Origin of the sequence: Falsihalocynthiibacter sp. CO-5D18, from assembly GCF_041205445.1 — a bacterium.
In the GTDB taxonomy this organism is placed as follows: domain Bacteria; phylum Pseudomonadota; class Alphaproteobacteria; order Rhodobacterales; family Rhodobacteraceae; genus Falsihalocynthiibacter; species Falsihalocynthiibacter arcticus.
This window is the reverse complement of the sequence record NZ_JBGFCF010000010.1, coordinates 47,438-60,876: the sequence shown is the minus strand read 5'-3', so window position 1 is coordinate 60,876 and position 13,439 is coordinate 47,438. Positions and strand designations below refer to the sequence as shown.

Genomic DNA, 13,439 nt, shown 5'->3' with positions numbered 1-13,439 from the left:
TATTATCTCTTGCTTCACTTCTTGGGGTTTGGCCAGATTTCGCTCCAGTCAGATGCCATGTCCACAACTACCCAGCCTTCTTTTGACGCAAGAGGCATGACCTTGTCTGTGTGTTTGTCATAGGCAAACTCGCGGTCAGCATCAGTGTGGTGTATCAAGATGGATAGTCCATCGTTTAGCGCCGTATACTGGAGCATGTGCTGGTCGCCATTTGAATTGCCCGCGGCAAAAATTGGTGTCCGCCCAATTACCTTCTGAATTAGGCGCGGCTTGCCATCCCAATTGTTTAAGTGGTCCACACGATATGTGCGCACGAATTCAGGCCCGTCGCTTCCTATGACGAACTCCTCTCGAACCGTTGTTCCGAAAACCCGTTCTGGGGGAATGCCATAAAGTTCTTCCGAAAATACCCTCAGGAATGCTCCTTCGTCAGCAGTGAAGATGTAAACTGTGAAGTCATTCTCTTCGAGATAGTCAATCAGCTCGATCATTGGCTGATAGGTCAAATCCGCTATTCCGACGCCAAACTTCGGATGTTTAAAACCGGACGCAAATGTCTGTGCCCACAGCGTATAGTCAGCGGATGACAGGCCGCCAAATGGAGCGGCAAAAAGCTGACTTGCAAGGGTTTCATACTCGGCTGTCGCGTAGAGTTGTGCGAAATACCCAAAGTCTTTCTGTGCAACGGATTTCCAGGGCTCGCGCTTCAACAAAGTCTGATCGGCTTCGATCTGTTTCTTCATCTTCGCAAACGCGGCATAGGCGTGCGTATACATCGGCTTTTCGGTCCAAAGCGTGCCATCATTGTCGAACACTGCAATGCGCTCTTCCACCGCCACGAACTTATCTGACGACGGGTCGGTTACTGCTTCGACAAAAGCAGTTATTTCAGTTTTCGTTTTGCTATCGTTCCAGGACGCCAATGGGCCAGCATGGCTCGCGGACAGGGAATTTGCAAAAAATGCAAACGTCACAACAAGAACTCGAGTTATTGGTTTTCGCATCAAAGGGTCTCCTAAAGATGAGTGAATCCGACGGATTGTTGGAACAGAAAATGCCATCCGGACATTTTGAGGAAGATATTTGGTCGAGGAGCGCTGACGCAAAACCTTTCTGACATCATGGTTTGTTCGGGGCGTTGCTGAGCAGCGTCCCGAACATCTGGGTTAGTTTCCGGTCGGTAGGCTCAACTTGAAGCCGTCTTTTTCCAACTGGTCACGCACCATTGTGAACCGATGGTATTCGCTAAGCGTGATCGGGCCAGAGTAGGACTCACTCTGAACCGGACGTGGTGGGTACTCGATGTAGGTTTTCACAACCCGCTCAACCTCACCCATCAATGTCGGCATGGTCCAAGTGTTTTCGCGGCCAGTCGTCATGAAAATGTCATACCGCTCCATCGGATCTTCCCAAAGGTTGAACACCTGCGGCACGGTCGCGACATATTGCTGTGCACCGCGCCATCCCAGTTCGGCGGCAGGAGCTTCCGATCCGGCTCGCGCGCCGTTGTCACCGCGAATGTTGAAGACCGCTTTCCATTCACCAACGCGCACGGCACCTGGAGCAAGTTCATTCTCGGTGAAATACGACCAGGTATTGCGCTGTGGATCAGCCTCGCCAAACAGCACAGGTGCCATGTCAATGCTATCAAAGATCGTGGGCTGATCTTCGCGATCTTTTGTCGGCAACTGAACGCCCGCAAGGTGAGCAAAAGTCGCCATCAGATCAGTGCCACCTGCAATGTCATGTGATTTGGAATTAGGCTCAATCTTGCCAGTCCACTTTGCGAAGAATGGCACACGATAGGCACCTTCACGGTCGGTTCCCTTTGTCCCACGGAAAGGTGTCATACCCGCATCAGGATGCACATCCTGCCATGCGCCGTTGTCCACGGTATAGATAATCAGGGTGTTTTCTTCGATGCCGAGCTCCTTGACCTTATCTAGGATCTGCCCGGTGCGGTGATCCAGTTCTACAACTTTATCACCATACTTGTTTTTGACCGCTGACTTGCCTTCAAACTCAGGTGAAGGAAGGTTTGGCTGGTGGTTCGCAGCCCAGTTGATCGACATGAAGAACGGTTGATCAAGGCCCGCGAGGCGTTCAAGCTCGGCAACTGATTTTTCGGCACCAACCAAGTCCAAACGTGCCAGATCTTCGGTTGTCATTTTATCAATAGCGAGAATCTCGTTTGCGGCCTCTCCGGAAACACCTTCGAACACTCCGGTGGTATTGGCCAGATAAAACGCCCGCTGCTCATCCGACATCTGCACATTCCAGTCTGGCAGAGCGTATGTATAAGCATTCAAGTGGTAGAGAAACGTGTTCTCCATTTTGTCGTACCCATGGGCGGTGGGCATCGCATAGTCGGCTTCGCCGAGGTGCCATTTGCCCATGAAGTAGGTGTTGTAATCAGCTTGCTTCAATACAGAAGCGATTGTCCACTCCGCGGCTGGTAGTCCTCCGCCTTGCCCCTGAAAGGCTACAGTCGTCATGCCGGAACGGTTTGGGAAACGGCCTGTCTGCATAGCAGCACGTCCGGGTGTGCAGGAGGATTGTGCATAAAAATCCGTAAACATCATCCCTTCCTTGGCCAGCTGATCCAAATTGGGGGTGGCCATTCCGCGTGCCGCGCCGCCATGATAAGCACCTAGATCCCAGTATCCCGTATCGTCAGACACGATCAGGATAATGTTAGGTTTGCTTCCGTAGGTGGAAAGCGACGACGGATCGAAGTCCAGGGCATCCGCCGGGAAGGCCGACACAAGAGAGACCGCGGCCGCCCCAAGTGTTACTTGAATAGTTGTTTTCATGTTGAAGTAGCCATCCTTTAGGGTTCTGTTTTTGAAATAGTCGCATTACGCCCAATATTAATTGAGACGAACAGTCTCACGATCCCGAATCAAAGCAATGGTAAGAAAGATTAGAGCGATACCTACTGGGGTCAAGTCTTGGGTCTCGGAGTTCTACTAAAAGTTTATGGTTACCGGTCGATTTCAGCCAAAAATACCAGATTACATAACAACAAATTTCTAAGCTGAGCCATCATCACTGGACGCTGCCGCGAACGGCGGCCTGTCGCCCTAACTGACGGATACTGCGCTCGGCAGTTAGGGTGGTACTGGGTTCGAAACTGCCTTGCGGCGGATTAGAGCAAATATCGGGTTAGACGCCGCCTGAATGTCCGCTTAAATCGTTGCGGTGTGGCTCACTCGCGCCCGCAGCGAACGGCTCCTCTCCGCCCTTAGTGTCGAATGCGGCGTTAGCACGATGGTTTCGAACTGAGCCCTAATTTAGGCGACGCGAACGGCCCTTAGCTGCCCTTGGTGATGCTATTTTATGCCGCAACGCAGCTTTCCCGAAGCAGACATTCATCAAGTGTGCTGTATTTCTGCAGACTGGAAGGCGTCTTAACGAACTGGGTGAGCTTTCGCTGTGGGTGTTCCCATGCCCATTTACCGTAAGGGCAGCAGGCACTTCACGGTTTCGGAATCGGCCTGCTATGGTTAGTAATGGCCCCAATTAACCCTATTTGAACCGGAGGGACACAAATGCTTACTGCAGATATCAACGGCAACCGAAGTAGGCCATTGCCAGGCGCTGTTGGAATGTGTCCCTTTTGTCAATCAGAGATGATACCTCGCTGTGGTGAAGTCAGAGTTCATCATTGGGCCCACAAAAGCAAAGCGGACTGCGATCCTTGGTGGGAACCCGAAACTGACTGGCATCGTAACTGGAAGAACGAATTCCCTCTAAGATGGCAAGAGCGGATATTTTCGGATGAAGCGACAGGCGAAAGACACATTGCCGATGTCTATACGCTTGCTGATCTCACTGTAGAGGTCCAACATTCCCATCTGGAACCAGAAGAACGTCGGTCGAGAGAGGCATTTTATAAGAACATGCTCTGGATCGTCGATGGCTCGCGACTTGAGGGAAATCGAAAGAAAATAACAAAATGGCGAAACGGTTTGACTGAAATTATCCAGGGTCAAAAACGCACAGGTTTATTCCTAACTGATAACGCGGAAGAGTTTTTCCCCGAAAATTGGCTGGAAAGCCCCGTTCCTGTTTGCTTCGATTACATGGGCCCTAAAGCTGATTTTTCAGCTGCCCCCCAGCCACTTTTTCTGCTCTATCCGGGCATTGTCCACAGCAGCCGTCTCGTTGAGCCGCTGTCACGCGACGGGTTATTGCGATCCATTCTATCAGAGAAACTAAATATGATCTCCGTACGGAGCATCATGCAAAATGTTGCAAGGTTGCGCCTTGGGAAAAACCGAAGGTAACCGACTATTATCCTAGTTTTTTTTCTTGTGTGTTGACCACAATCACTTTGGGTTTCGGGCTTGAACCGGATCTCATGCTTGGCGAACCATGTCGTGCTTTGATGGTCCAACTTCCGGCGTTCGCGGCCCAAAGCCGACCTTCGTGAAAAGTGCAGCATTTGGCGCTAAGAGCGGATTGCCGACCTTCGTTCTATACGCAGCGAAGATCGGCAATCCGCCCTTAGTGTTTAATGACACGAACGGCCCTAAGCGGACCTTCGCCGATGCCGCAGCGAATGACTGCTGCGAGCCCAAATAGACATAATTGATGTAACGCAGCGAATGTCTGCTCCGCACTACGAATGCACCAAGTCGATGCGCATTATTTCTTTGCTCGGTGCCAGGCCAAACTTGCGGGTATAATCGCGACTGAAGTGTGTCGGACTTTCATACCCGAGCTTAAATCCCACCGCAGAGACGGTGTTTTGCCCGCTTTGCAGCAGCTCGCGCGCGGCGATCATCCGCAAGTCCTTTTGAAATTGGAGCGGAGTGGTTCCCGTTACCGATTTGAAGTGCTCATGAAAGGATGACTGGCTCATCCCGGCAGTTTTGGCCAGTTTTGCAACAGCGAGCGGCTCACGAAAGCCTGCTCTTATCTTCAAGATTGCTTTGCCGACGCGACTGGCGTGACTATCCACGGAGAGCAGGTTGCGCAACATTCCTCCGATGGGCGATATCAACAGGCGAAAATGAACTTCGCGTAAAATCGCGGGGCCAAGCACCTTCGCCTCCAGCGGCTTATCCGCCAACGATAGATAGCGGCCAAGCGGTTCTACCCATGAAGGATCTGCAGGCCCTGCGGACAAGGATCGTGCGTTTGGAACCTCGATTACGGTTTCGCCAACCTGTTCATACAGGCTGCGGATCGCTCCCAAGTCAATTGAGAAGATCAAGGCAAGATAAGGGATATCAGGACTGGCCAGCGTGATCTTGGATAGAACGGGAAGATCATGGCTGACCAGCAGCGCATCCCCAGCCCGTAGCTTGACAGATTGCCTCCCAATTGTCGTTTCTTTGGCCCCTTGTAGGATAAGACAGATGACAGGATTGTAGACGACCGCCTCCAACGCGCTGACTTCTTCCTTGCGCATTACAAAGAGGTTCGGCAACGTTGTGTCCGGTTTTATGCCAATATTGGTCAAATATGTTGCGGCGTGGTTTGCAATTTCATTGAGCTGCATGTCAATCTCCTCGCGCCATTCCATAGCACGCACTGACTTCGGGCGCACCTATAACAATAATGTTTTGGAGGAATAGGCATGCGCAATAGAGAATTTGGCAGGCGACGCCCCATCTTCGCGGTTAGGATGCCCTTAACGCTACGCCACAACTGGAGACGATCATGACCACCATGCAGCAAACTTTTCGCCTGAACGATAATACAGCAATCCCCGCCGTGGGCTTTGGCACGTATTTAGTGTCAAATGATGACGCTCCGGCCGCTGTGAGTTCCGCTATTTCAAACGGGTATCGCCATATCGATACAGCAGCAGCTTATCAGAACGAAGAGGCCGTCGGCGCAGGCATCCGCGCTGGGTTGGAGGCGACGGGACTGGCGCGCGATGCGATTTTTGTGACCGCGAAACTTTGGCCCGGCAATCCGGCATGGGGCGACACACCAAAATCACGCGATCAGACAGTCGCCGAATGTGATGCAAGCCTTGCAAAGCTTGGACTGGATTACGCCGATCTCTACCTCATCCACGCCCCTTATGGCGGGCCGGAACGTATCGCCCAATGGCGCGCACTGCTTGAGTTAAAGCAGATGGGCAAAGCCCGTTCTATTGGCGTGAGCAACTTTAACCAAGGCCACCTCGACGAGATCAAACAGGCCGGTCTGCCGATGCCTGATGCGAACCAGATCGAACTGCACCCATGGTCCCAAAAGCCAGAGTTGATCGCCTACATGGCCGAAAATGGGATCGCTCCGATTGCATACAGCAGCCTTGTCCCACTTTCGACATGGCGGACGCAGGAGGGGCAAGACAGTGCTAAGACCGATGCGATGAAGGCGGATGGATCGGTGTTCACTCAGATGGCCGAAAAATATGGCGTATCCGAAGCGCAGCTTCTTTTGCGGTGGGGCGTGCAAAACGGCTACGCCGTCCTACCCAAGAGTCTGAACCCAGATCGGATGCGGCAAAATATCGACCTTGCAGGATTTCAAATTGACGACGCAGACATAGCGTCCATCAAAACAATGGATCGTGGAGAGGGTGTCGCTTGGGCGACGGGCGATCCAAGCACGGCCGCGTGACGCCGCTTTGCACCAACGTCCGCTCTGCGGGGCAATTTCAACCGGTCGCTGCGCAAGCCCCAATGACAGGCTTCGACCCCAAAGCCGATTTTGCTCTTCAGAGTTGGCACTGCGCCTAAACGTTCGGAGGTTTAGGGAGGGCTTTCGGATTATTTGACGCGCAAGCTCGTCCTCGACTTCTTAAACTCGTCGGTAAGGCACGCACCAGGTGGAGCGCGGAGAGCACTTGGCCGAAAACAAGATAACCAATGCAAACGGAGAAATAACAATGAAAAACGACAATGAAAAATTAGACTCAAACGAACGCGTCGAGAGCGCAAGTCGTCGATCGGTCTTAGTTGGAGGTGGCGCTGCGACAATTGCTGCTGTTGCTGCGGTCGCAGGAGGATCAACACCCGCGCAAGCGCAAACTGGACGAGAGATGGAAGGCAAAACGGCCTTTGTGACAGGCGGTGCTCGTGGTATCGGGCTTGCCAGTGCAGATATGTTGGCACAATCAGGTGCAAACATCGTGCTGTTTGATATTGCTAAAAATCTGCCAGAAGTCGGCTACGACTTGTCTTCAGTTCAAGACCTTAACAATGCAAAGTTGCAGATCGAAACACATGGAGTTGAGTGCCTAACAATCCAAGGCGATGTGCGGGATCGCGCAGCATTGACAAACGCAGTCAATGAGACGGTATCCCGCTTCGGCTCGCTGGACCACGTACTTGTCAATGCCGGCATCACACAAGCTGGGCCCCTCGAGTTTCTCGATGATGATCTCGTGCAAACTGTAATGGACATAAATGTCACTGGGGCGTTGCGTACCATTCAGGCGGCGACCCCAGTCATGAGAAAGCAGAAATCCGGAAGTATTGTCGTAATTTCGTCCATCCTGGGGCGTCAGCCCAATGAATGGTACGCAGCATACACTGCATCTAAATGGGCTGTGATCGGAATGGCGAAATCGGCTGCTCTTTCGCTGGCCGGTGACGGAATAACATGCAATGTGATCTGCCCGTCGCTTATTGATACGCCTCTGTCAAGATCACTGATACCAGCGTTCTCTCCGGAAAATCCGACGTGGGAAGCCGTGATCGAAATTATGTCGGCGGCACATCCGCTGCCCAAAGCGGTGTTTGAACCAGAAGACGTCGCACGTATGGTGAAGTTCTTCGCAAGCGATGGTGCCAAGTTTATCACGGGTGAGGTTTTCAACATTGATGCAGGCCTAGGGGCTCGCGGCATCTCGTAACTACGTTACTAATGTCTTGGAGGTGGTCATTTTTGGTAGCCTCCAAGACTCAAGCGGGCACGGTTAGAGAAAACTCCATCCACTTTGGAAGTCATTCGACCGACTTGGGGAGTGGAAAGAACCTGGTGGTCATGCGGCGATTTTGCAGTGAGAAACTAGCTGCGTCATGTTGCTCAAATCTAGCACGTAAGTGCTGTTCGGTCGATACACACATGTAATTTATTCAAACGTAAAATTAGTGGACGCGCGCGATAAATTCGTTCTGCATGCAAACGCAAAGCCCCGTAGAGGCCTCTGCATTCATGTGCGGCAATGCGCGGTCGCTTCCGTGGGAGGTCAGGTGGCCTCTATGAGCAGACCAGCGTCATCATAACAACCAACCTCAGCTTCTCGGAATGGGCCCAGGTCTTCGGAGATGCAAAGATGACTACGGCGCTTTTGGATCGCCTCACACATCGTTGCCACATCCTGGAAACTGGCAACGACAGCTACCGCTTCAAAGCCAGCTCCGAGGCCGCAATGAAAACTCGAAAGGAAACGACCGCATTGACCAAAAATAGACGCTGATACATAAACAAAGGTGGGTCATATCTCGGTGAAAATACCGGGTCAGCTCTCAGTGAAAATCAACAGTTAACACTGTCTTTTTGCTTTGCGTGATGTAGGCTGAAAGGCGAGGTCGCAATCTTGCTGCCTCTTATTAGGGAGACGCAAATGACGACGATTAATGGTCAATTCGTTGGAACCATTCCGGATTTTTATGATACGGGACTTGGGCCTAATATCTTTTATGACTATGCTGACGATCTGGCTGCGCGAGCGGGTGCCAAAGGCGCACGTCATGTGCTCGAACTCGCAGCAGGAACCGGTATATTAAGTCGACGGCTCCGAGATATCCTGTCGCCAGACGCACGCCTTGTCGTGACTGACTTGAACCAGCCGATGCTGGACCTTGCGAGCCTCAAATTTTTACCCACCGAAAATGTTGAATTTTCCGAAGCTGATGCAATGGACCTTTCGTTCTCCGATGACGAGTTCGACATGATAGTCTGTCAATTCGGGGTTATGTTTTTTCCCGACAAGCCTGCTTCCTACCGCGAAGCCGCACGGGTCTTGAAACCGAACGGCCACTATATTTTTAATACTTGGGGTCCAATGTCGGCCAACCCTTATTCGCAAATATCTCATGAGGTTGTAGCACAATTTTTTCCTGAAAATCCGCCGGGGTTCTACAAAGCACCATTTTCATATGGCGATCCTGCTGATGTGATGCGTGATCTGAGAGCTGCCGGTTGGCAGGATGTACAACACGAAAAAATCTATTTTGATAAAGAGATTTTAGATCCTGAGGCTTTCGCAAACGCGATGATCCACGGAACGCCGATGGTTGATGAAATTCGACAACGTGGCGAGGTCAACCCACAGGATGTCGTCGATCTCATTCTCGAACGGTACCATGATCGTTTTGGAACCGGACCAGCAATAATGCCGTTGCAGGCCACTTCGTTTGTTTGCCGCGCACCTTAGGTCTGGGCCCTTTCTCAGATTCGCCAATCGCCGTAAGCGCTTCATTATCAAAAACAATAAAAGGATACCAAATGCCATTTTCCATCTATCAGGCGTCCGTGCCCGTCTACGTCAAGCTGCTCGCTGGTCAAGTGGGCATGATCGACAAGGCTGTGTCCGATGCCGAAACGAGGAAGTTTTCTCCCGAAACTCTGTTCACGGCACGCTTAAATCCAGAGATGTGGAGTTTTTCCGAGCAAGTGAAGGCGACGACAAATCATGCGTTTCGCGGTACAGCCCGACTAGCTGGCCTCCCATTCCCTGAAATCCCCGATGCCGTCGGAACTGAAGCAGAAATGAAAGCCCGCATCGCCGCCACCGTCGCGTTCATACAAAGCGTTGATAAAGCGTCTGTGGATAGCGGTCATGACCGGGAAATCACTTTCCCAATGGGCAATGAAACTGCCACGTTGACCGGAGTTAATTATTTCCTTGGGTTTACACTTCCGAATATCTATTTTCACCACACTACTGCGTTCAATATCCTCCGCCACAACGGTGTCTCGGTATCAAAAATGGACGACTTTATCGGTGGCCTTTAGTAATTTGCCTGAACCATAATTTTGGCCGGGCAGTTAAGGAAACATGGTACCTGCAAAGTCTGGAGCCGTAGACCAGACAAAGTAGAGCTTTTTTGTGGTCTGTGTCGGTTTAAAGAATAGCCCAGTTTCAGGCGCACTTGAATGTCGGCTTCCAATGTGGCGGTATGATTGTCTCGCGCATGCGGCGAAAGTCCGCAATCCGCCTTAGTGACCGAGTCTGCTTCCGGCCCTAAACAGACCTTGATGCATTGCGCAGCGAAAGTCGGCTGTGAGCTTCGCCTACAATATGTGTTTTGTGGCGCGATGGTCGAAAAGTACCTGAACATAATCCGATGCGTTGCCACAACTCACTGTAACAGTTCTAAATTTCAATTAGAAATCCATTGCAGAAGGCGAACATAGTGCGCAGTATTCATCCAAAGTCCGCTCCACATATTTGAGGCAACAATGTCAAAACTGGTTATTTTCACACTTCTTACCATTATTTCAGGGTGCGCCTTGCATGACCCTAACGATGTTGCCGGTCGACTCAGTCGCGAATTCGCCAAGGGTGAAAAATTGATGCTTGCTTGTGAAAAGAACGAAAAAAAATGTCCCGCTTACTTCGATTTCAAAAGAAAATGGGAATCTGAAATAAATAACTACACGACATTTGAAGCAGCTTTGGCAAAACACAAAGCAAGAGCTGCTAGTGGATACGCTTTTTAAGTTCCGAAGAGTGTACTCTCGCAGTGCAGACCTTGGTTCAACGCTCTGTTAACGACCGAATTCGGCCCTTAATGACGAATGCTGCGGTTGCGGGAAAGTCTCGAGCCAACTTCTAGCGAAGATGTCGCGAACGGCCCTAACCGGACCTTGATGCGTGGCGCAGCGAACGGCGGCTTCGAGCCTGAAGTGATAGTTTTCTGCAGAGCGGCGAATGGCCGCCTTGCAAGTCTGGTCGAGCGAAAACGGCAGACACTTTTACGCCGATAGCTTGAAGCTATGACGATTTCTTGACATGCATTTCATCCAAAATCGCTCCAAATTCCTGAAGATCAAAACCCTCAGCAAGGGCACGCGCAAACAGCGCTTGCTGGGTTTCAGGTGCAAGCCCGCCTTTGGGGGGATCGCGGTCCAAATTGGTCGGAAATGAATACCCTTCTGCAGACGCAGCAATTGCAGCCTTTAGGTCTGAAACGCCCAATGTGCTGTTCTGGTGTGCGGCCATCGCGTGGGGATACAGCAATTTGCACATCTTCTCACGGTCTACCGTTTCCATGGCACGCCCGAACGCAGACGACACCTGCAACAAGTTGGCCATGCGGTGAATGTCACTACTCGTATTTGCGCCGGCCGCATGAAAGAGAGCTGGGTTGAAAAATAGGGCATCCCCTTTCGCCAGCGGCAATTGAATGCAACGCTCTTCAAACAGCGCCCTAAAATCGTCCCGTCGCCACGCGGCATAACCTGCGCGGTAAAGTTGCGAGAACGGCAAAAGCTTTGTTGGGCCACTTTCAACTGGCATGTCACAATGTGCGACGGCACCTTGCAGCGTCAGAGCAGGCGAAAGGTCGTGAACATGCGCGGGATATTCCGCACTAATTTCAGCCGTTTGAAAGCCGAGGTGATAGTCTCTGTGGGCTTGCTGTGCCGCACCGCCGGGATGAACCAGATTGATCTGAGCTGTCATTTGATAGTTTGGGCCAAGCCATGCCTCGCACGCCGCAGCGATGGATGTATTGGCGAAATATCGTAAAAATACATCCGGAGCCTCTTCGCACAGTTTTTGCAAGGAGTTCCATATCCTGTCATTGGACCCCGACGCCGCAAAATGGTCCCCTCCGCCGCCACTTGCCAGTTTTTCTGTTGCAATAATTTGCTCGTAGATTGCAGTAGCCTCGTCAAGAACGGTAGTGTCCGCGTACGCCCCACGCAAAACCAGAACGCCTGCACCCGCCTGAAGAACACGCGCCCATTCAGCCGTTATTGTCCGACGTTGCGCCTTATCCTCAAGAGCAAGACGCAATTCTGACATGTCATAAATTGGTACATTCTTTTGGATGTTGTCAGCGTTTGGAACGTTTGATGGGTCTACAGCTTTATTAATAAGCGCGGTGAATTCGCCCAAATCACAGTCCGCGCTGTCAAAATATCCTGTATCTGTTTCGATCTGGTGGTTCATTGAATGTCTCCCTGTGTTATCCCCAGTGTTCGACAAAAAGACCTTGATTGGATTTCCAAAAGACATCAGAAACACATCAAATGACACATCGGTTTCCACTTAAAGAAATTGCGAGACAGTCAGGGCTCAGCACTGCGACGGTTGACCGCGCGATAAACAATCGCGCGAACGTCAGCCCGCAAACCAAGGCACGTGTTGCCGCAGCCATTTCCGAACTTGAAGGACAAGAGGGGCAATTGACCGCTCATGGGCGACGTCTGTTTTTCGATTTTGTCATCGAAGCGCCATCACGCTTCAGTCGTGAAGTGCAGCAAGCCGCCGAACAGGTTTTGCCACGTGTCGCAAACGCAGTGTGTCGCCCAAGGTTTTTGGCGCAAGAGATTATGGGGGGAAATGATGTCGTTGCTGCTTTGTCGCGCATCGCCAAGCGTGGCAGCCATGGCGTCTGCCTCAAAGCGCGTGATCTGCCGACAATTAGAGCGGCGGTGGATCAACTGATTGCATCAGGTATTCCAGTGGTCACTTTGGTTACCGATCTGACCACAACAAAGCGCATCGCATATGTCGGACTTGACAATCAAAGCGCAGGTCGCACGGCGGCCTACTTGATTGCGAAGACGGTTGGGGAAGGCGCAGGAACCGTGCTGACCTCAAAAAGCAGTGGTCTCTTTTTGGGGGAGGAAGAGCGAGAAGTGGCGTTCAGGGCGACACTTAACCGATTGTGTCCAAACCTGCGCATCATAGATGCAAGCGGAGGCAGCGGCGTTCATTTTGAAACATCGCGCATAATGCAAAATGTTGTAGCAGATTTTGACCAGCTGCGTGCCGTCTATTCAATGGGTGGTGGCAACACGACGATTTTGGAAATCCTCGAGCAGAACGGCGCACTCCCTGACATTTACGTGGCCCATGATCTGGACAGTGAAAACCGACGGTTAATCGAAAATGGCTGTATCAGCTTTGTGCTGCACCATGACCTTCGCGTTGATTTACAAAACGTGTTCCACGCCTTCTTGCATCACCACAAACTCATGCTTGATCCGCTTCATACGACCATCTCTCACATTCAGGTCGTTACTCCCGAGAACATTCCACCTCACAGCAGACGTCTTTAGCAGTAGGAACTTGCGCAAAAGCGGCGAAAAGTCGCTTTTTTTTGCAGAGCGGTCATCGGTAGAGACCGCAGCGAAGATCCGCTTTCCGCCCTTAGTTGCCACTTCAGTTTTCTGCCCATGAATTGCTCACGAAGTGGTCTGCATTATCCAACAAGGACAGTCTTTGGCATCCTGGTGCCAGCGCATAACCACTTACGAACGATGGGAGAATTGAAGCACGGGGCGCTTTC

Annotated in this window: 11 protein-coding genes and 1 pseudogene; 8 read left to right on the top strand and 4 right to left on the bottom strand. The window is 51.5% G+C overall.

All coding sequences use genetic code 11. The features are described 5' to 3' along the window. Positions 1-14: 14 nt before the first annotated feature. Entirely contained in the window at positions 15-1,004 is a 990-nt protein-coding gene (locus AB9F27_RS13920; RefSeq protein WP_369757873.1) for an HAD family hydrolase, read from the bottom strand. 162 nt (positions 1,005-1,166) lie between these two features. Then, positions 1,167-2,813, bottom strand: coding sequence for an arylsulfatase (locus AB9F27_RS13915; RefSeq protein ID WP_369757872.1), 1,647 nt, complete (start codon positions 2,811-2,813; stop codon positions 1,167-1,169). 738 nt (positions 2,814-3,551) lie between these two features. Between AB9F27_RS13915 and AB9F27_RS13910 the strand changes: the two genes are divergently transcribed. Further along, positions 3,552-4,289, top strand: coding sequence for a competence protein CoiA (locus AB9F27_RS13910; protein WP_369757871.1), 738 nt, complete (start codon positions 3,552-3,554; stop codon positions 4,287-4,289). Positions 4,290-4,624: 335 nt separating this feature from the next. Here AB9F27_RS13910 and AB9F27_RS13905 read toward each other — a convergent pair whose 3' ends face one another. Further along, positions 4,625-5,509 carry an AraC family transcriptional regulator N-terminal domain-containing protein gene (locus AB9F27_RS13905; protein ID WP_369757870.1) on the bottom strand — a complete coding sequence of 295 codons (885 nt, stop codon included), beginning with the start codon at positions 5,507-5,509 and terminating at the stop codon, positions 4,625-4,627. Between the two features lie 161 nt (positions 5,510-5,670). On the opposite strand from AB9F27_RS13905, the gene AB9F27_RS13900 reads away from it, so the two are divergent. The 6 genes and pseudogenes from AB9F27_RS13900 to AB9F27_RS13875 all read left to right on the top strand — a co-directional run bounded on the left by AB9F27_RS13900 (position 5,671) and on the right by AB9F27_RS13875 (position 10,638). Continuing rightward, entirely contained in the window at positions 5,671-6,585 is a 915-nt protein-coding gene (locus AB9F27_RS13900) for an aldo/keto reductase (protein WP_369757869.1), read from the top strand. Positions 6,586-6,853: 268 nt separating this feature from the next. Continuing rightward, positions 6,854-7,822: an SDR family oxidoreductase gene (locus AB9F27_RS13895; protein ID WP_369757868.1), complete on the top strand. Its 969-nt coding sequence runs from the start codon at positions 6,854-6,856 to the stop codon at positions 7,820-7,822. A 345-nt stretch (positions 7,823-8,167) separates the two neighbouring features. After that, positions 8,168-8,389 (top strand): annotated as a pseudogene (locus AB9F27_RS13890) (ATP-binding protein); the annotation flags it as partial. 147 nt (positions 8,390-8,536) lie between these two features. Further along, complete coding sequence (locus tag AB9F27_RS13885) at positions 8,537-9,349, top strand: class I SAM-dependent methyltransferase (protein WP_369757867.1); 813 nt, start codon at positions 8,537-8,539, stop codon at positions 9,347-9,349. Between the two features lie 71 nt (positions 9,350-9,420). Then, positions 9,421-9,930 (top strand): DUF1993 family protein, encoded by a 510-nt coding sequence (locus AB9F27_RS13880; protein ID WP_369757866.1) that lies wholly within the window; start codon positions 9,421-9,423, stop codon positions 9,928-9,930. Positions 9,931-10,377: 447 nt separating this feature from the next. After that, on the top strand, positions 10,378-10,638 hold the full coding sequence (locus tag AB9F27_RS13875) for a hypothetical protein (RefSeq protein ID WP_369757865.1): 261 nt from the start codon (positions 10,378-10,380) through the stop codon (positions 10,636-10,638). Positions 10,639-10,912: 274 nt separating this feature from the next. On the opposite strand, the gene AB9F27_RS13870 is transcribed toward AB9F27_RS13875, so the two are convergent. Continuing rightward, the gene (locus tag AB9F27_RS13870) at positions 10,913-12,094 is read right to left on the bottom strand and encodes a phytanoyl-CoA dioxygenase family protein (RefSeq protein ID WP_369757864.1); all 1,182 of its coding nucleotides are present in this window, start codon (positions 12,092-12,094) and stop codon (positions 10,913-10,915) included. Positions 12,095-12,174: 80 nt separating this feature from the next. On the opposite strand from AB9F27_RS13870, the gene AB9F27_RS13865 reads away from it, so the two are divergent. Continuing rightward, positions 12,175-13,209: a LacI family DNA-binding transcriptional regulator gene (locus AB9F27_RS13865; protein ID WP_369757863.1), complete on the top strand. Its 1,035-nt coding sequence runs from the start codon at positions 12,175-12,177 to the stop codon at positions 13,207-13,209. Positions 13,210-13,439 lie beyond the last annotated feature (230 nt).